Here is a 17,708-nt window from a genome sequence, read left to right as displayed (position 1 = left end):
ACGCAGACGCGGAAACCCCTGGAGGAAGAGTGACCGAGCCCGGCTTCGCCGAGGGAGCGAACGGGCAGCAGCCCGGCACCCCGGCGCGGGACGCCCAGCTGCTGGAACGCACCGTGTTCGAGGTGAAGCGCGTCATCGTCGGACAGGACCGGCTGGTGGAGCGCATGCTCGTCGGGCTGCTGGCGAAGGGGCACCTGCTGCTCGAAGGCGTGCCCGGGGTCGCGAAGACGCTGGCGGTCGAGACGTTCGCGCGCGTGGTGGGCGGTTCGTTCTCCCGCGTGCAGTTCACCCCCGACCTGGTGCCCGCCGACATCCTCGGCACGCGCATCTACCGCCAGGGCGCCGAGCGCTTCGACGTCGAACTGGGCCCGGTCGTCGCGAACTTCGTGCTCGCCGACGAGATCAACCGCGCCCCGGCGAAGGTGCAGTCGGCGATGCTGGAGGTGATGGCCGAGCGGCACGTGTCGATCGGCGGCAAGACCTTCCCGATGCCCGATCCGTTCCTCGTGCTGGCCACGCAGAACCCGATCGAGAACGAGGGCGTGTACCCGCTGCCGGAAGCCCAGCGCGACCGGTTCCTGTTCAAGATCCTGGTCGAGTACCCCTCCGCCGAGGAGGAGCGCGAGATCATCTACCGGATGGGCGTCACGCCCCCGGAGCCGAACGAGGTGCTGAGCCCGGCGGAGCTGGTGCGGCTGCAGGGCGTCGCGTCGCAGGTGTTCGTGCACCACGCGCTGGTCGACTACGTCGTGCGGCTGGTGCTCACCACGCGCACCCCGAACGACCACGGGCTGTCCGACGTCGCGGGCTGGGTGTCCTATGGCGCGTCGCCGCGCGCGAGCCTCGGCATCATCGCCGCGGCGCGGGCGCTGGCGCTCGTGCGCGGCCGCGACTACGTGCTCCCGCAGGACGTCGTCGACGTCGTTCCGGACGTGCTGCGGCACCGGCTCGTGCTGTCCTACGACGCGCTGGCCGACGGCGTCCCGGTAGACCACATCGTCACCCGCGTGCTGCAGACCGTGCCGCTGCCGCAGGTTTCGGCCCGGCCGCAGGGCGGCGCCGGCCCCGTGCCGGCGGGCGCGCCCGTCAGGTAGCGGCGTGGCAGGCACCTCCTCGAAAGAACCGGGCGGACGGCCCGGCTGGGCCCCGCCGATCCTGCGCGGCGACCGGATGGAAGCGGGACTGCGCACCCTCGAACTCGAAGTGCGCCGCCGCCTCGACGGACTGCTCCAGGGCAACCATCTCGGCCTTGTCCCAGGGCCGGGTTCCGAGCCCGGCGAAGCGCGGCCGTACCAGCCCGGCGACGACGTGCGCCGGATGGACTGGGCGGTCACCGCGCGCACGACGACGCCGCACATCCGCGAGACGGTCGCGGACCGCGAGCTGGAGACGTGGGTGGTCGCGGACATGTCGGCGAGCCTCGACTTCGGCACCGCGCTGTGCGAGAAGCGGGACCTGGTCGTCTGCGCGACCGCGGCTGTCGCGCACCTGACCGGCGGCGGCGGAAACCGGATCGGCGCGCTCGTGTCGAACGGCGAAGCCACCACCCGGCTCCCGGCGCGCGGCGGACTTCCGCACGCACGCGGTCTCGTGCGGCGGCTGGCGGAGACGCCTCGCGCCGCCGAGGGCGTCCGCGGCGATTTCGCCGGTGCGCTGGAGCAGCTGCGCCGTCCGCCGCGGCGGCGAGGCCTGGCGGTGGCGATCTCCGACTTCCTCGGCCCGCTGGACTGGGAGCGTCCGTTGCGCGCGCTCGGCGGCAGGCACGAGCTGATCGCGATCGAGATCGTGGACCCGCGCGACGTGGATCTGCCGGATGTCGGCACCGTCGTGCTGGCCGACCCGGAGACCGGACGGCAACGCGAGGTGCACGCTTCAGCGTTGCTGCGCAAGGAATTCGGCGCGGCGGCGAACGCGCACCGGCAGGCGGTGGCGGCCGGTCTGCGCCGGGCCGGGGCCGCGCATCTGGTGCTGCGCACCGATTCCGACTGGATCGCGGACATGGTGCGGTTCGTGGTCGCCCGCAAGCGCCGCTGGTCGGGAGGTGCCGCATGAGCACGAGGCACGCGACCGCCGCCCGGGCAACCCGTAAGGAGGCGACGGCATGAGCCTCGCCGGATTCAGTTCGCCGTGGTGGTTCCTGCTGCTGATCGCGGTCGCCGCGGTGGCGGCCGCGTACGTGCTGGCGCAGCGGCAGCGGCGCCGCCGGGTGATGCGGTTCGCGAATCTCGAGCTGCTGGAGAAGGTCGCGCCCAAGGCGCAGGGCTGGATCCGGCACGTGCCCGCGGTGCTGATCGTGCTGTCGCTGCTGTTCCTGACGGTCTCGCTGGCCGGCCCGACGGCGGAGCAGAAGGTGCCGCGCAACCGGGCGACGGTCATGCTGGTGATCGACGTGTCGCTGTCGATGGAAGCCACCGACGTGGCCCCGACGCGGCTGAAGGCGGCCCAGGACGCGGCGAAACAGTTCGCGCAGAACATGACGCCGGGTGTCAACCTGGGCCTGATCTCGTTCGCCGGAACCGCGACCGTGCTCGTCAACCCGACGACGGACCGCGCGGGTGTGTCGAAGGCGATCGACAACCTGAAGCTCGCCCAGTCCACCGCCACCGGCGAGGGCATCTTCGCGGCGATGCAGTCGATCCAGAGCTTCTCCGCGGTGGTCGGCGGCGCGGACGGTCCGCCGCCCGCGCGCATCGTCCTGATGAGCGACGGCAAGCAGACGGTGCCGGAGGACCTGTACGCCCCGCGCGGCGCGTACACCGCGGCGCAGGCGGCGAAGCAGGCCCAGATGCCGATCTCGTCGATCTCGTTCGGCACCGAGCACGGGTCGGTCGACATCGAGGGCAAGCAGCAGGACGTCCGCGTGGACGACGAATCCCTGCACGAGATCGCCCGGCTGTCCGGGGGAGAGTTCTACAAGGCGGCGAGCGCGGACGAGCTGAAACGCGTCTACGCCGACCTGGGGGAGCAGATCGGGTACGAGCTGAAGAACGCCGACGCGAGCAAGCCGTGGGTGGTGCTGGGGACGATCATCCTCATGGCCGGAGCCGCCACCGCGCTCCTGTTCGGCCAGAGACTGCCGTAGTCGTTCACGGCGCGGCGAAGCCGTTCTGCCGCCAGCCCTCGTAGACGGCGATGGCGGCGGTGTTCGCCAGGTTCAGCGACCGGTTGTTGGGCAGCATCGGCAGCCGCAGCCGGTCGGTGACCTCCGGCGCGTGCTGAACCTCGTCCGGCAGCCCGGCCGACTCCGGCCCGAACATCAGCACATCCCCTGGCGCGTAGGAAACATCCGCGTACAGCCGGGTCGCCGCGGCACTGAACGCATACACCTTCGACGGCAGCAAGGCCTCCCACGCCGCGGCCAGATCGGCATGCACGTGGACCCGTGCGAGGTCGTGGTAATCGAGCCCGGCGCGGCGGAGCTGCTTGTCCTCCAAGGTGAACCCCAGCGGTTCGACCAGGTGCAGCTCGCATCCGGTGTTCGCGGCCAGCCGGATCGCGTTGCCGGTGTTGGGCGGGATTTCGGGGCGGTAGAACAACACTCGGAACACGGGACGCCTCACGCCGCCCCGGGAAGGTACTTCGCGTAAGCCGCGCGCACTTCCGGCGGCGGTTCCGCTTTGCGGTAGCTCTCGGTGTCGACGAACACGTACCGCAGCCGGATCTCGGTCGTCACCGTGTCGCCGCGGCGGACCTCCAGCTCGAACTGCATCGACGTGGTGCCCAGGTGCGCCAGATACACCGAGACCACCAGCTCGTCGTCGAAGCGGCACGGCGCGAAATACCGCAGGTTCGACTCGGCGACCACCACGTCGACCCCGGTGGCGAGCAGCGCGTCGTGCGAACCGAAGAGCGCTCTTTCCACCTCGAACGCCGCCATGTCCGCGTAGGCCAGGTAGTGCGCGTTGAAGACGATGCCTTGGGCGTCGCATTCGTGGTAGCGCACGCGCAGGGGCATTTCGGCGAGAGGGCGGCGTTCGGTCACCTGACCAATCTAGCGATCAGCCGTGGAGTGCGCGGTAGGTGTCGGCCGCGCCGCGATGCAGGGGCACCGGCTGGGTGCCGATGAGCGTCCGCACGTCCAGGAACTGCGTCCCGACCGCCTGCGCAGGCACGAGTTCGGCAGCACGCCCCGCAAGCACCCGGACCACCGCCGCGGCGACGTCGAAGGGCAGTTTAGGCGAGCAGACCAGCAGATTCGCCACCCCGATCGTGCCGAGCGCGCCAACCCCGCGATAAGCCCCGGCGGGCACCTGCACCTGCTCGTACAGCGGCCCGTACGCCTTCCGCAGCTGGGGGAGCACCGACGTCAGCGGGATGAGCGAGAGCGGCACCGTGCGGTTGAGGTCGGCGAGGGCGGGCGTCGGGATGCCGCCGGACCAGAGGAACGCGTCGATCCGGCGGTCGTGCAGGGCGGCGACCGCGTCGTTCAGCGGCAGGTGCTGGGCTTGGACCGGGATGCCGCTCGCGGCGAAGACCCGTTCGCCCAATTGCGCGGCGCCGGAGCGGCTCGCGCCGACCGAGATCGGGCGTCCGGCCAGTGAGCGCAGGTCGGTGAGCTGGTCCTCGGCGCGGACGACCAGCTGGAGGTAGTTCTCGTAGACGCGGCCGAGTGCTTGCAGCGGAACGGGTTTCCCGAACGGCGGGCCGCCGGTGCTCGCGGATTGCGCCACGTCGGCGAGCGCCAGGCCGAAGTCGGCCGTTCCGTCCTGGACGCGTTGCACGTTCTCGACGCTCGCCTCGGTGGGGAGCGCACTGCAGTGCAGCCGCGGTTCCGCGCGCGACAGCTCGGCGGCCAGGACTTCGGCGAAGGCCAGGTAGAAGCCGCCGGATTCGCCGGAGGCGATGGTGATCTTCCGGTCCGGGCCGCGGTAGGCGTCGGCGCAGGCGGCGAGTGTCAGGGCGAGGCCGCCGAGGATCGCGGCGCGGCGGGTGACCGTCACGGCGTCACCGCCGCGGGCAGCGTGATCCGGACTTGCAGGCCGTGCGGTTCGACCGCGCGCAGCTCCAGAACCCCGCCCCGGGCACGGGTTTGCTCCCGGGCGATAGCCAGTCCGAGACCGGTTCCGCGGGGTGCGCCGTCGCCGCCCGCGCGCCAGAACCGTTCGGTGGCCCTGGCGAGGTCCTCCGGCGGGAGACCGGGGCCGTCGTCGGCGACGATCAGCGTGACACTGTCCGGAGCGGACTCCCAAGCGGCGGTGATGGTCGCTCCCTGACCGGCGTGGTGGACGGCGTTGTCCAGCAGGACGTCGAGAATCTGCGCCAGTTCGCTTTCCGGCGTGCGCACCAGCAGCGGCTCAGTATGCACTTCGCACGGCACGAGGGTCGCGCCGGCTTCGTCGGCGGACAACCGCCACGCGTCGACCCGTTCCGCCACGACGGCCGCCAGATCAGCGGGCTCGTCGTCGGCGCGCGCGGCCAGCCGGGTCGCGGTGCTTTCCGCGGTGGCCAGGGCGAGCAGGCCGTCGAGAATCCGTTCCAGGCGTTCGACTTCCGCCACCGTGGCCTCGTAAGCCGGGCGGTTCCGGACTTCGGTGCCGAGCAGGTCGAGCCGCAGCCGGAGCGCGGCCATCGGGTTCCGCAGCTGGTGCGAGGTGTCCGCGACGAGCCGCTGCTGCTGGTTCGCCGATTCGACCACCGCGTCGGACATCCGGTTCACCGACGCCGCGAGCGACCGCAGTTCGCGCGGCCCGGACCGTTCCGGCACCTGCGCCCGGCGTCCGCCCGCGACCGCCAGCACGCCGGTTTCCAGCTCCACCAGCGGTCGCACCATCCACCGCGACAGCAGGACCGCGAGCAACACGAACAGCGCCGCGACCACCATCGCCCCGGCCGCGATCGCGCTCCACGCCGCTCCGACGTCCGACGCCGCGGCGGTCACCGAAGCACGCAGCAGGACCACGCCGGACACCCGCGTCCCGGTGCCGACCGGGCGCGCGAACAGCACCGGGTCGTCCGACCACGGCCGGATCCGCTCGACCGGCGCCTCCGGCTCGTTCCGCAGCGTCGCCTCGATGACGGTCCGCGCGCCGGGATCACTGCCGGTCAGGCCGCCGGTCTCGACCAGCGGCTGCCGCTGCGCGTCGACGATCAGCACGCCTTCGCTGTATAACGACGAATACTGCCGCGCGTCGGCGTTCAACGCGGTCGCGTCGCCGGAATCGACGGCCTGTTGCGCGAGCACCACGAAGCGGTCGACGTCGCTGCTGCGCGAAATCACCAGCTGCTGGGTCCGCTGATCAGCGGTCGCGGACAGCAGCGGAACCGCGAACGCCGCCACGACGGCGAGCGCGAGGGTGACCAGGACAGCCAGCAGGCGAGTGCGCACCGATCAGCTCCGGCCGAGCCGGTAGCCGAAGCCGCGGATCGTGGTGAGCAGGCCGGGCCGGTCGAGTTTCGCGCGCAGCTGCGTCATGTGGACGTCGAGCGAGCGGGAAACGGCGAGGTACGCGTCGCCCCACACCTCGTCCATCAGCTGCTGGCGGCTCACCGCGGTGCCGGGCCGCGCGGCGAGCACTGCCAGCACCGCGAATTCCTTCGTGGTCAGCCCGATGTCGCGGCCGCCGACCACGACCCGGCGCGCGCCCAGATCGATCTCGACGTCCTCGATCTGCACCACCGGGTCCTTCGGCGCGGGGGCGGAGCCGCCCGCCCGCCGCGCCACCGCGTCCATCCGGGCCAGCAACTCCGCCATCCGCACCGGTTTCGCCAGGTAGTCGTCCGCGCCGAAGCGCAGCGCGCGCACGACCGAACGCTCGTCGTCGCGCGCGGTCAGCACGATGACCGGCACCGGAGACACCTGGCGGATCTTGCGCAGCACGTCCAGCCCGTCGAGATCCGGCAGGCCGAGGTCGAGAAGCAGCAGGTCCGAGTCCCGGTGCCGGGTGAGGGCGTCCGAGCCGCGGCCGACCGCGGTGACGGAATGGCCGTGCGCCTGCAGCGTTTCGGCGAGTGCCCGGGCGACCCCGATGTCGTCCTCCACGAGCAGCACGCGCACGGCCGTCCTCCCGATCAGTCCTCGCCGCGTTCGAGGGCGGACGAACGCGAAGTTTCCCGCATTGTCGCGTACACGACGAGCGACACGAGGACGCAACCCGCGACGTACCAGAAGAAGAGCGATTCGTGACCTGCCTTCTTCAGCGCCTGGGCGATCAGCTCGGCCGTCCCGCCGAAGATCGCGACGGTGAGCGCGTAGGGCAGGCCGACGCCGATCGCGCGGATCCGCGTCGGGAACAGCTCGGCCTTCACGATCGCGTTGATCGAGGTGTAGCCGGTCACGATCACCAGCGCGCCGAGCAGCAGCAGGAAGGCGAGGAACGGCTGGCTGGTGCGTGCCATCAGGGTCATGATCGGCACCGTCAGCAAGGTTCCCGCGACGCCGAAGAACATCAGCAGCTTCCGCCGGCCGATCCGGTCCGAGAGCCGTCCGGCCAGCGGCTGCAAAATCGCGAAGATCAGCAGCGCGACGAACATGATCACGGTGACTGTGCGCCGGGGGATGTGCGCGGTGTTCTCCAGGAACTTCTGCGTGTAGGTGGCGTAGGTGTAGAACGCGACCGTGCCGCCGAGCGTCAGGCCGACGACGAGCAGGATCTCCCGCGGGTACTTCACGAGCTGGCGCAGCGTGCCGCGCTCGCCCTTGCCGGTCTCGGCCCCTTCGGTGACCCGCTGGTAGCTCTCGGACTCGTCCATCGACCGCCGCAGCGCCATCACGATCACCGCCGCGAGCGCGCCGACGACGAACGCGATCCGCCAGCCCCAGTCGCCCATCTGCTTGTCGGTGAGCACGCTCTGCAGGATCAGCTGCAGCCCCAGCGCGAGCAGCTGCCCGCCGACGAGCGTCACGTACTGGAAGCTGGAGTAGAACCCGCGCTTGCCGGGAGTGGCCACCTCGGACAGGTACGTCGCCGAGGTGGAGTACTCGCCGCCGACCGAAAGCCCTTGCAGCAGCCGGGAAAACACCAGCAGGATCGGTGCCGCGATGCCGATCGCCGAGTAGCCCGGCGTCACCGCGATGAGCAGCGAACCGCACGCCATCATCGAAACCGACAGCACGAGCGCGGAACGGCGGCCGTAGCGGTCGGCGAACCGGCCGAGCAGCCAGCCGCCGAGCGGCCGCATGAGGAATCCGACCGCGAACACCGCGGCGGTGTTGAGGAACTGCGCCGTGGCATCGCCGCCGGGGAAGAACGCCTTCGCGAAGTAGACGGTGAACGCCGAATAGGCGTACCAGTCGTACCACTCGACGAGATTTCCGATCGAGCCGCGCAGCACGTTGCCGACCACGCGCCGCTCGTCCCGCGCCGAGCCGGCGTCCTGGATCCGGGTAGTCATCCTTGACCTCCTGTGTCGCGACTCACGGTGACCAACCGGGCAGTAACCAGCAAGGTCGAGGCGCGGTTCCTTACCGTCGCTTAGGACGGGAGTGCCGGGTGCGCCGCCGGTCAGCGCAGCCGATAGCCTCAGGCGGGCGCAACCGCGAAGACGACGAGGAGAACGCAGTGGGACGGTCGGTCTTGGTCACCGGCGGCAACCGGGGCATCGGGCTGGCGATCGCCCGCGACCTCGCGGAGCAGGGCCACCGGGTCGCGGTGACGCACCGCGGGTCCGGCGCGCCGGAGGGGCTTTTCGGCGTGCGGGCCGACGTCACCGACGCCGAGCAGGTGGACACGGCGTTCAAGCTCGTGGAGGAGCAGCAGGGACCGGTGGAGGTCCTGGTGTCCAACGCCGGGCTCACCGACGACACCCTGCTCATGCGGATGTCGGAAGAGCAGTTCGAGCGCGTGCTGAACGCGAACCTCACCGGGGCGTTCCGCGTCGCCAAGCGGGCCTCGCGCGGCATGCTGCGCGCCCGCTGGGGCCGGTTCGTGTTCATCTCGTCCGTGGTGGGCCTCTCCGGCTCGGCCGGGCAGGCGAACTACGCCGCCTCGAAGGCGGGACTGGTCGGCTTCGCGCGTTCGCTCGCACGGGAGCTGGGCTCGCGCAACATCACCGCCAACGTGGTCGCGCCCGGTTTCGTGCACACCGACATGACCGACGCGCTGAGCGAGGACCGGCGCAAGGAGATCCTCGCCAACGTCCCGTCCGGCCGCTACGCCGAACCGGCCGAGATCGCCGCCGCGGTTCGGTACCTGTCCTCGGACGAGGCGGGCTACGTCAACGGCGCGGTGCTGCCCGTCGACGGCGGCCTCGGCCTCGGCCACTGACCTTTCCCGAGAAGAACCATCCACGACCTGGAGGACGTGTTGCCCGGATTGCTCGAAGGCAAGCGGCTGCTGATCACCGGCGTCATCACCGACGCCTCGCTGGCGTTCCACGCGGCCCGCATCGCCCAGCAGGAGGGCGCGAAGGTCGTGCTCACCGGTTTCGGACGGCTGTCGCTGGTGGAGCGCATCGCCAAGCGGCTGCCCGAGCCCGCCCCGGTGCTGGAACTGGACGTCACCAACCAGGAGCACCTCGACTCGCTCGCCGACCGCGTCCGCGAGCACGTCGACGGCCTCGACGGCGTGCTGCACTCGATCGGCTTCGCGCCGCAGAGCTGCCTCGGCGCGCCGTTCCTGGACGCCCCCAGCGACGACGTGAAGGTCGCGGTGGACGTCTCGGCGTTCTCGTTCAAGGCGCTCGCCGTCGCGACGCTGCCGCTGCTCGGCCGCGGCGCCTCGATCGTCGGCATGGACTTCGACGCGCGTGTCGCGTGGCCGGTCTACAACTGGATGGGCGTCGCGAAGGCCGCGCTGGAGTCGGTGAACCGCTACCTGGCCAAGGAACTGGGCCCGCAGGGCATCCGGGTCAACCTGGTCAGCGCAGGCCCGATGAAGACGATGGCCGCGAAGTCCATCCCCGGCTTCGGCGAACTCGAAGCCGGCTGGGGCGACCGCGCGCCGCTCGGCTGGGACTCCGCGGACCCGGAGCCGACCGCCAAGACGGTGTGCGCCGTGCTGTCCGACTGGCTGCCCGCCACCACCGGTTCGATGATCATGGTCGACGGCGGCGTGCACGCGCTCGGCATCTGAGCTTGGTGTGGAACGGCCCCGCGGGAATGCTCCCGCGGGGCCGTTCTCTTTTAGACGGCCACTGGGTTCGGCGCGATGTCGCGCTGGTGCAGGCGCAGCGCGAAGGTGAGGGCGGCCAGCGCGAGCGCTCCGAGTGCGACGCTTACCCACGCCACGCTGGAGAAGCCCATCCCGGCGCTGATCGTCGTGCCGCCCAGCCAGGGGCCCGCGGTGTTTCCGACATTGAATGCGGAGGTCGTGCTCGCGCCGACGAGGGTTGAGGTGCCGCCCGCTGCGGCGTACGCGCGCACATTGAGGGCCGGGTTCGCCGCGAATCCAGCGGCGCCGAGGACGAGTACGGCGGTCACTGCTACGACGGGGTTGGTTGCGAAGGCGAGCGCGACGAGAGCGGCTAGGGCGATGCCTAGGCTGCCGTAAAGCGTCGCGAACGGGTGCTTGTCAGCTAGCTTGCCGCCAGCGTAGATCCCGATTACCGCGCCGCCGCCGAAGAGCGCCAGCACCACCGGCACGGCGGATTCGGGCAATCCTGCTACGGAGACGAGCAGGGGAGCTAGGTAGCTGAATGTCGCGAACACCATTGCCTGCAGCAGCGCGATCACACCTAGTGCGAGCCATAGCCGGCTGCGGCGGAATACCCTTAGTTCTTCGGCGATCCGTGGCGCTTGGGTTTCCTTGGTGGCGCGGGGGACCGACAGCAGGACGGCGATGGCGGCGATGACGGTCAGCGCGGCCACGGCCCAGAAGGCGCTGCGCCAGCCTGCGTGCTGCCCGAGCAGTGTGCCTGCGGGGACGCCTACGACATTTGCGACTGTGAGTCCGCCGACCAGTACCGCGAGTGCTTGCCCACGCCGGGCTTCCGGGACGAGGTTGACCGTGGTCGCGGCGGCTACGGCCCAGAAACCGGCGCAGGCGACCGCGCTGATGATACGGGTGGCGAAGAGGAGGGCGTAGCCGCCGGAGATTGCGCCGAGGACGTGTGCGGTGCTGAAGACGGCTAGGAGTCCCAGCAGGGTGGTTCGCCGGGGGAGGCGGATCGTGCCGACTGCCAGCAAGGGGGCGCCGACGACCATGCCCGCGGCGAAGGCGGAGATCAGCAGGCCTGCGTCGGGGACGGTTACGCCGAGGTCAGTGGCCATTCCGGGGAGGAGGCCGGTGATCATGAACTCGGAGGTGCCCAGTGCGAAGATGCTGAGGCCGAGCACGAAGACGGCTGGGGGCACGGGGTCTCTCTTTCTGGAACTGGTAGTACAGAATGAGGGTGGGGACGGGTGAGGGTGGCGTCGGGGGGTTCGGCTCGTCGCCTGGGGGCGACATCGCTTGTGGGGTTGCGTGGGGCACCCCGAAGCTTGAGTGTGCTGACGGTTCGGGGGAAGGGCTGGGTGCCTCGATTGTTGGGTGTGTCGGGCGTGGGGGGAGGGACTGGTGCCTCGATTGTTGGGTGTGTCGGCTGCGGGGGAGGGCTGGGTGCCTCGATTCGGGGTGCGTGGGTAGGGCTGGGTGCCTCGATTGTTGGGTGTGTCGGCGGCGGTTTTCGGGTGGTGGGGCATCCCGGCTGGGGCGGCGGGTTAGCGTCGGGAGACGGCGCTTGTCGCTAGTTCTGCTACTGACGTCAGCGCTTTCCGTTCTGCTCCGCGGCGGGACATCGTGCGGATTCCGGAGATGGTGGCGTGGATGAAGGTTGCGATGTCGGCGGCGTCGCGGTCGCGGGTGACGCTGCCGTCTGCCTGGCCGGTGCGGGCGACGTGCGCCAGTGCGGACAGATGTGCTTCGGTGTCGGCGTTCACCTGTGCGGCGACTTCCGGGTCGGTGGTGCCGAACTCGGCGATGGTGTTCACCATCAGGCAGCCGCGTCTGCCGGTTTCGAGTTCGTCGTCGATGGCCGAGGCGAGGAGCAGGCGGATGGCGCCTAGTCCGTCGGGGGCGTTGTCCAGCAGGGTTTCCCGCATTCGGATGCCGCGGCGCGAGTAGTGGCCGAGCGCGCGCCGGAACAGTTCGTGCTTGCTGGAGAACGTGTTGTAGATGCTGCTGCGGCCGAGTCCGGTGGCGGCGCACAGTTCCCCGGTCGAGGTCGCTTCGTATCCGCGCGCCCAGAAGGCGTTCATGGCGCCTTCGAGCGCTTCGGTCTCGTCGAACTCTCGTGGCCTCGGCATGCCGGGCACGCTAACACATTTTAGATAGCTCAGTACATAACTGGGCCGCCGAGGCGTGCGGGGCGCCACAGGGGCAGGATGAGCACCGTGGGTTACGACGCGTTGCTATGGCTTTCGTTCGGCGGTCCGGAGGGGCCTGACGAGGTGATGCCGTTCCTGGAGAACGTCACCCGGGGCCGGGGCGTGCCGCGCGAGCGGCTGCTTGAGGTTGCCGAGCACTACCAGCACTTCGGCGGGGTTTCGCCGATCAACCGGCTCAACCGCGCCGCGATCGCGGCGGTCGAGAAGCAGCTCGCGGCGGAGAGCATCGGACTCCCGGTGCACTTCGGCAACCGCAACTGGGCGCCGATGGTCGAGGACACGTTGGCCGGAATGAAGGAGGCGGGCGTCCGCCGCGCCTTGGTGTTCCCGACGAGCGCGTACGGCGGCTACTCCGCGTGCCGCCAGTACGACGAGGACATCGAACGAGCCCGCACCGCCGTCGGCGACCATGCGCCGGAATTGGTGAAGCTGCGCCAGTTCTTCGACCATCCGCTGTTCGTCGCCGCAGTCGCCGACGCAGTCCGCGCCGCCCACGCGAAACTCGGCGACCGCCCCGGCACCCGTACGGTTTTCACTGCCCACTCGATCCCGGAAAGCGCCGACCTTGCCTCCGGCCCGCCGTCGGAAGGCGGCCGCCGCTACTCGAGCCAGATCGCCGAAGCCGCGCGCCTCGTGGCCGCCGAAGCCGGGATCGCCGAGTACGACGTCGTCTGGCAGTCGCGCTCCGGCCCGCCGCAGATTCCGTGGCTGGAACCGGACATCGTCGACCACATCGACGCCCTGCACGCGCAGGGCGTGGATTCCGTAGTGGTCAGCCCGATCGGCTTCGTCGCGGACCACCTGGAAGTAATCTGGGACCTGGACAACGAAGCCGCCGACCGTGCGGCGGAACACGGCATGGCCTTCGCCCGCGCCGCGACACCGGACGCCGACCCGAGGTTCGCCGAAATGGTGGTCGAACTGGTCCGCGAACACCTGTCCGACGCCCCCGCCCGGAAGCTGTCGCCCTTCCCGTCCGCGGGCTGCACCGTCAACGGCGCCCCCTGCGCAGTCTCCTGCTGCGAACCCCCGCGCCGCCCCACCCGCTGACCGTCACCCTCTTTGACTCTGATTCCCTCAGGGGTCCCCTCACGATCCCGCCGTCGTGCGTGAGGGGACCACCCCGCCCACGGCCGCCGCACCCAGCGATCGAGGCAACCGCCCTCCCGCCGGGAACAGGCATCAAACCTGCCGATCCCCCTGCTCGGCAAACACCCGCACCGCCTCATTGACCGAAGCAGTCCGAGCCCCCCGCACCGCCTCAGCCAGCGGCCGCAACGCTTCAGCCCGCTGATTCACCGCCGAAGCCGACAACGCCCCACCCGGGTCATCCGCCCGAGCCACAGCCACAATCGCCGAAATCTCCTCCGCCCGCTGCAACACCCGCAGCGCCCGCCCCGGCGTCCCGGCAGGCCACTCCACCTGAGGCCGGGCCCGCAAATGCGCCGACAACTCCGCCCGGACCCCTGGCCGATCGCTGGCCACATCCAACGTCTGCAGCGCCCCGGCACTGGCCCGGACGGCGTCAGTCAACCCGTGCTCGGCATCCGGCAACGGCTGATACTCCACCGCGACCGGCGCGGGAAGCGAATACACCGTCCACCGCATCAGCCCCTCGGCGATCGGCTCCGGCACCAGCCCGAACGCCAGCCCGCCGAGCACCACCGCCTCGCCGCACCGCAACGCCGCGTCGGCGAACGGGCCGGCACCGCCAAGACCCCGCACATCGCCAGGCACCGGCAGCACCAGCTGGGCGCTCGCCGCCCCCTGCGCCCGCAGTGCGAGCAGCAGCTGCACGGGAGTAGCCGCCCGATGGAACGCGAGCGGGAGATCGAACGCGTCGGCCGCGGCGGGATCGGCCGCGACCACGTCGTGGGCCTCGGCCCAGTCCTGCAAGGCGTCGAGGACGTCGTCGGACGCCGCGGCCCCGTTCAGCCACGCGGAGGACCAGACGGCGAGAGTCGCACTGGGTCGGCACACGACCGCTGATTTTACCGGTTCCTCCCGGCTGCGCCGATCCCCGCCCGGCTGGAGCCGCTCCACATCGACGGATGCCGGAACGGTCAGTAGCGTCGAAGGGGTGAACGCTGTTCCCGACGCTCTTCCCCGTACTGCCGGCGAGCTCCGCGCCGCCGGATACGCCCCGCGCCCGATCGCGCGCGAGATCCACGACAACCTGCTCGCCGCGCTGCGCGAGGGCCGCGACGCCTGGCCCGGCATCGTCGGCTTCTCCCGCACCGTGCTTCCCCAGCTCGAACGCGCGCTGCTGGCCGGCCACGACGTCGTCCTGCTCGGCGAACGCGGCCAGGGCAAGACCCGCCTGCTGCGCACCCTGGCCGGCCTGCTCGACGAGTGGACCCCGGTCATCGAGGGCTCGGAACTGGGCGAACACCCGCTCGACCCGATCACGCCCGCCTCGATCCGCCGCGCCGCCGAACTCGGCGACGACCTCCCGGTGGCCTGGCGGCACCGCAGCGAGCGCTACACCGAAAAACTGGCCACGCCGGACACGAGCGTGGGCGACCTGATCGGCGACGTCGACCCGGTGAAGGTGGCCGAGGGCCGCAGCCTCGGCGACCCGGAGACCATCCACTTCGGACTCGTGCCGCGCGCGCACCGCGGCATCGTCGCGATCAACGAACTGCCCGACCTCGCCGAGCGGATCCAGGTCGCGCTGCTGAACGTCATGGAGGAACGCGACATCCAGGTCCGCGGCTACACGCTGCGGCTCCCGCTGGACGTCCTCCTCGTCGCCACCGCCAACCCCGAGGACTACACCAACCGCGGCCGGATCATCACGCCGCTGAAGGACCGCTTCGGCGCGGAAATCCGCACGCACTACCCGATGGACGTCGGGTCCGAGGTCGCCGTGGTGCGCCAGGAGGCGAACCTCGTCGCGGAGGTCGGCGAGCCGCTGCTGGAGGTGCTGGCCCGGTTCGTGCGCAACCTGCGCGAATCGCCGGTGATCGACCAGCGTTCCGGCGTGTCCGCCCGGTTCGCGGTGGCAGCGGCCGAAACCGTCGCGGCGGCCGCGTTGCGCCGGGCGGCGGTGACCGGGGAGGACCCGGCGGTCGCGCGGCCGGTCGACCTCGAAGCCGTGCCCGCCGTGCTGCGCGGCAAGGTCGAGTTCGAGCCCGGCGAGGAAGGCCGCGAGGTCGAGCACCTCGTGCACCTGATGCGCCGCGCGATCGCGGAAACCGCTCGCGAACGGTTCGCCGGACTGGACCTGCGCCCGCTGTCCGACGCGGTCGCGGACGGCCATCTCGTCGCCACCGGCGAGCGCGTCCCCGGCGCGGAAGTCCTTGCCGCGCTGCCGGAACTGCCGGTGCTGCACGAGGTCGCCCAGCGGGCCGGAGTGTCCGCTGACGAACCGGCGGGCCGGATCGCGGCGGCGGTCGAACTGGCCCTGGAGTCGCTGTTCCTCGCCCGCAGGCTGGCGAAGGACTCCGACGACGGCACGACGGTGTACGGCCAGTAATGCCGCTCTTACCGGAGGGATATTCCTACGGCCCGTGGCACGACGGGCCGGATCCGCTGGCCCCGCCCGCGGACCTGCGGGACGCGCTGGACGAGATCGGCCGCGAGGTGATGGGCGGTTCGTCCCCGCGCTCGGCGCTGGAAGAACTGCTGCGCCGCGGCACCGAAGGCACCGCAGGCCTCGACGAGCTGACCCGTCAGCTGTGGCAGCGCCGTTCGCAGATCCAGCGGCGGCACCGGCTGGACGGCACGCTCCAGGAAGTCCAGCAGCTGCTGCGGGACGCACTCCAGGCCGAGCGCCGGGAACTGTTCCCGGACCCCGACGACGAGGCCCGCTTCCGCGAAGCCCGGCTGGACGCCCTGCCGCCCGGCACCGCCGCCGCCGTGCGCGAGCTGAACGAGTACGACTGGCGTTCGGACGAGGCCCGGCAGAAGTACGAGCAGATCCGCGACCTCCTCGGCCGCGAGATGCTGGACGCGCGGTTCCAGGGCATGAAACAGGCGATGCGGAACGCCGGCCCGCAGGACGTCGAGCGGATCAACCAGATGCTCGGCGACCTCAACGCGCTGCTGTCCGCGCACGCACAGGGCGCGAGCGACATCGGCGAACGCTTCAGCGAGTTCATGCGGCGGCACGGCGAGTTCTTCCCGGAGAACCCGCGGAACGTCGACGAGCTGATCGACGTGCTGGCCGCCCGTTCCGCCGCCGCGCAGCGCATGCTGAATTCGATGTCCGAACAACAGCGGGCCGAACTGGCCGAGCTGGCGCGGCAAGCCTTCGGCGATCCGAGGCTGGCGCAGCAACTGTCCGCTTTGGACTCCCAGCTGCGCGCGTTGCGGCCGGGGGAGGACTGGACCTCGTCCTCGCGCTTCCGCGGCCAAGACCCGCTGGGGCTCGGCGAAGGCGCGCAGGCAATGGCCGACCTGGCGGAACTGGACGCTCTCGCCGAGCAACTGGGCCAGTCGTATCCGGGCGCGCGCCTGGAAGACATCGATCTGGAAGCACTGGAACGCCAGCTCGGTCCGGACGCGGGCGTCGATGCCCGCCGCCTGTCCGAGCTGGAGCGTGAACTGCGTCAGCAGGGCCTGTTCGAGCGTGCGGCGGACGGCACCTTGCGGTTGTCTCCCAAGGCATTGCGCCGCCTGGGCGAGACCGCACTGTCCGATGTGGTCAATTCGCTGCGCGGCAAAACCGGGGAGCGCGAGACCGAATCCGCGGGCGCGGCGGGCGAACCGACCGGTTCGAGCCGTCCGTGGCGGTTCGGTGACCTGCAGCCCTGGGACGTTCCGCGAACAGTGCGCAACGCCGTGCTGCGCTCCACCGCGGCCGGCGCGGGGAGTGTGCGCCTCGACGTCGAGGACGTCGAGGTCATCGAGACCGAACACCGCTCCCGAGCCGCGGTCGCGCTGCTGGTGGACACGTCGTGGTCGATGGTCCAGGAGGGCCGCTGGCTGCCGATGAAGCGCACCGCGCTGGCCCTGCACCAGCTGATCAGCACCAGATTCCGCAACGACGCCCTGCAGCTGATCACCTTCGGCCGCTACGCGATGCCGGTGGAGCTGCCGGAGCTGGTCGGCTTGGAAGGCACCTGGGAGCAAGGCACCAACGCCCACCACGCGCTGCTGCTGGCCGGACGCCATCTGCGGCGGCATCCGGACGCCCAGCCGGTGGTCCTCATGGTCACCGACGGCGAACCCACCGCGCACCTGGAACCCGACGGCGAAGCGGAATTCTCCTACCCGCCCGAACCGGCGACTATCCACAAGACACTGTCCGAAGTGGACAGGATCGCCAAACTGGGCGCGTCGGTGACCGTTTTCCGGCTGGGCGACGACCCGCGTCTGGAGGCCTTCGTGGACAGCATCGCCCGCCGCTCCGGCGGCCGGGTCGTGGCCCCGGACCTGGACGGCCTCGGCGCGGCGGTAGTAGGCGACTACCTCCGCACCCGCCGCCGCTGACCCCGCTCCGCGAAGGTCCGTCCCGGGCTCC

At 70.9% G+C, this 17,708-nt stretch carries 17 protein-coding genes; 8 read left to right on the top strand and 9 right to left on the bottom strand.

What is annotated here, in order from left to right; genetic code table 11:
• Positions 1–29: 29 nt before the first annotated feature.
• The 3 genes from BM362_RS38835 to BM362_RS38825 all read left to right on the top strand — a co-directional run bounded on the left by BM362_RS38835 (position 30) and on the right by BM362_RS38825 (position 3,082).
• Positions 30–1,094, top strand: coding sequence for an AAA family ATPase (locus BM362_RS38835; RefSeq protein WP_067594212.1), 1,065 nt, complete (start codon positions 30–32; stop codon positions 1,092–1,094).
• Between the two features lie 76 nt (positions 1,095–1,170).
• Positions 1,171–2,052, top strand: a complete 882-nt coding sequence (locus tag BM362_RS38830) for a DUF58 domain-containing protein (RefSeq protein ID WP_232792023.1) — start codon at positions 1,171–1,173, stop codon at positions 2,050–2,052.
• Positions 2,053–2,101: 49 nt separating this feature from the next.
• The gene (locus BM362_RS38825) at positions 2,102–3,082 is read left to right on the top strand and encodes a VWA domain-containing protein (protein WP_093576531.1); all 981 of its coding nucleotides are present in this window, start codon (positions 2,102–2,104) and stop codon (positions 3,080–3,082) included.
• 4 nt (positions 3,083–3,086) lie between these two features.
• Here BM362_RS38825 and BM362_RS38820 read toward each other — a convergent pair whose 3' ends face one another.
• Genes BM362_RS38820 through BM362_RS38795 form a run of 6 tightly spaced genes read right to left on the bottom strand, consistent with a single transcriptional unit; the run spans position 3,087 to position 8,331 of the window.
• Entirely contained in the window at positions 3,087–3,548 is a 462-nt protein-coding gene (locus tag BM362_RS38820) for a tRNA (cytidine(34)-2'-O)-methyltransferase (RefSeq protein WP_067594197.1), read from the bottom strand.
• An 8-nt stretch (positions 3,549–3,556) separates the two neighbouring features.
• Positions 3,557–3,982: an acyl-CoA thioesterase gene (locus BM362_RS38815; protein ID WP_093576530.1), complete on the bottom strand. Its 426-nt coding sequence runs from the start codon at positions 3,980–3,982 to the stop codon at positions 3,557–3,559.
• A gap of 16 nt (positions 3,983–3,998) precedes the next feature.
• Complete coding sequence (locus BM362_RS38810; RefSeq protein ID WP_093576529.1) at positions 3,999–4,940, bottom strand: TAXI family TRAP transporter solute-binding subunit; 942 nt, start codon at positions 4,938–4,940, stop codon at positions 3,999–4,001.
• Positions 4,937–6,325, bottom strand: a complete 1,389-nt coding sequence (locus BM362_RS38805; protein ID WP_067594192.1) for a sensor histidine kinase — start codon at positions 6,323–6,325, stop codon at positions 4,937–4,939. The genes BM362_RS38810 and BM362_RS38805 overlap by 4 nt, the downstream gene beginning before the upstream one ends.
• Before the next feature lie 3 nt (positions 6,326–6,328).
• The gene (locus BM362_RS38800; protein ID WP_067594189.1) at positions 6,329–6,994 is read right to left on the bottom strand and encodes a response regulator transcription factor; all 666 of its coding nucleotides are present in this window, start codon (positions 6,992–6,994) and stop codon (positions 6,329–6,331) included.
• 14 nt (positions 6,995–7,008) lie between these two features.
• On the bottom strand, positions 7,009–8,331 hold the full coding sequence (locus tag BM362_RS38795) for an MFS transporter (protein ID WP_093576528.1): 1,323 nt from the start codon (positions 8,329–8,331) through the stop codon (positions 7,009–7,011).
• Positions 8,332–8,498: 167 nt separating this feature from the next.
• On the opposite strand from BM362_RS38795, the gene fabG reads away from it, so the two are divergent.
• Both fabG and fabI read left to right on the top strand, forming a co-directional pair.
• Positions 8,499–9,203, top strand: a complete 705-nt coding sequence (gene fabG / locus BM362_RS38790; RefSeq protein WP_067594179.1) for a beta-ketoacyl-ACP reductase — start codon at positions 8,499–8,501, stop codon at positions 9,201–9,203.
• A gap of 39 nt (positions 9,204–9,242) precedes the next feature.
• Positions 9,243–10,010 (top strand): enoyl-ACP reductase FabI, encoded by a 768-nt coding sequence (fabI, locus tag BM362_RS38785; protein ID WP_067594359.1) that lies wholly within the window; start codon positions 9,243–9,245, stop codon positions 10,008–10,010.
• 50 nt (positions 10,011–10,060) lie between these two features.
• On the opposite strand, the gene BM362_RS38780 is transcribed toward fabI, so the two are convergent.
• Both BM362_RS38780 and BM362_RS38775 read right to left on the bottom strand, forming a co-directional pair.
• Positions 10,061–11,230 (bottom strand): Cmx/CmrA family chloramphenicol efflux MFS transporter, encoded by a 1,170-nt coding sequence (locus BM362_RS38780; RefSeq protein WP_067594176.1) that lies wholly within the window; start codon positions 11,228–11,230, stop codon positions 10,061–10,063.
• 345 nt (positions 11,231–11,575) lie between these two features.
• Positions 11,576–12,160, bottom strand: a complete 585-nt coding sequence (locus BM362_RS38775) for a TetR/AcrR family transcriptional regulator (protein WP_093576527.1) — start codon at positions 12,158–12,160, stop codon at positions 11,576–11,578.
• An 87-nt stretch (positions 12,161–12,247) separates the two neighbouring features.
• On the opposite strand from BM362_RS38775, the gene BM362_RS38770 reads away from it, so the two are divergent.
• Entirely contained in the window at positions 12,248–13,291 is a 1,044-nt protein-coding gene (locus BM362_RS38770) for a ferrochelatase (protein ID WP_067594164.1), read from the top strand.
• 132 nt (positions 13,292–13,423) lie between these two features.
• Here the strand turns inward: BM362_RS38770 and BM362_RS38765 are convergent, their stop codons facing one another.
• Positions 13,424–14,221, bottom strand: a complete 798-nt coding sequence (locus BM362_RS38765; RefSeq protein WP_093576526.1) for a hypothetical protein — start codon at positions 14,219–14,221, stop codon at positions 13,424–13,426.
• Between the two features lie 100 nt (positions 14,222–14,321).
• On the opposite strand from BM362_RS38765, the gene BM362_RS38760 reads away from it, so the two are divergent.
• On the top strand, positions 14,322–15,719 hold the full coding sequence (locus BM362_RS38760) for an ATP-binding protein (protein ID WP_093576525.1): 1,398 nt from the start codon (positions 14,322–14,324) through the stop codon (positions 15,717–15,719).
• A complete protein-coding gene (locus tag BM362_RS38755; RefSeq protein ID WP_093576524.1) occupies positions 15,719–17,677 on the top strand; it encodes a vWA domain-containing protein in 1,959 nt (652 codons plus the stop codon). Before BM362_RS38760 ends, BM362_RS38755 begins: the two co-directional genes overlap by 1 nt.
• Positions 17,678–17,708: the final 31 nt, after the last annotated feature.

This window comes from Amycolatopsis rubida, from assembly GCF_900115345.1.
Lineage (GTDB): Bacteria > Actinomycetota > Actinomycetes > Mycobacteriales > Pseudonocardiaceae > Amycolatopsis > Amycolatopsis rubida.
The sequence above is the reverse complement of the archived record's forward strand: the minus strand, read 5'-3'. Positions and strand labels throughout refer to the sequence as shown.

Bases quoted from the DNA above. Each gene is read 5' to 3' on its own strand.
- BM362_RS38830 (WP_232792023.1), top strand. From the start codon at position 1,171: ATGGAAGCGGGACTGCGCACCCTCGAACTCGAAGTGCGCCGCCGCCTC.
- BM362_RS38825 (WP_093576531.1), top strand. From the start codon at position 2,102: ATGAGCCTCGCCGGATTCAGTTCGCCGTGGTGGTTCCTGCTGCTGATC.
- BM362_RS38795 (WP_093576528.1), bottom strand. From the start codon at position 8,331: ATGACTACCCGGATCCAGGACGCCGGCTCGGCGCGGGACGAGCGGCGC.
- BM362_RS38775 (WP_093576527.1), bottom strand. From the start codon at position 12,160: ATGCCGAGGCCACGAGAGTTCGACGAGACCGAAGCGCTCGAAGGCGCC.
- BM362_RS38755 (WP_093576524.1), top strand. From the start codon at position 15,719: ATGCCGCTCTTACCGGAGGGATATTCCTACGGCCCGTGGCACGACGGG.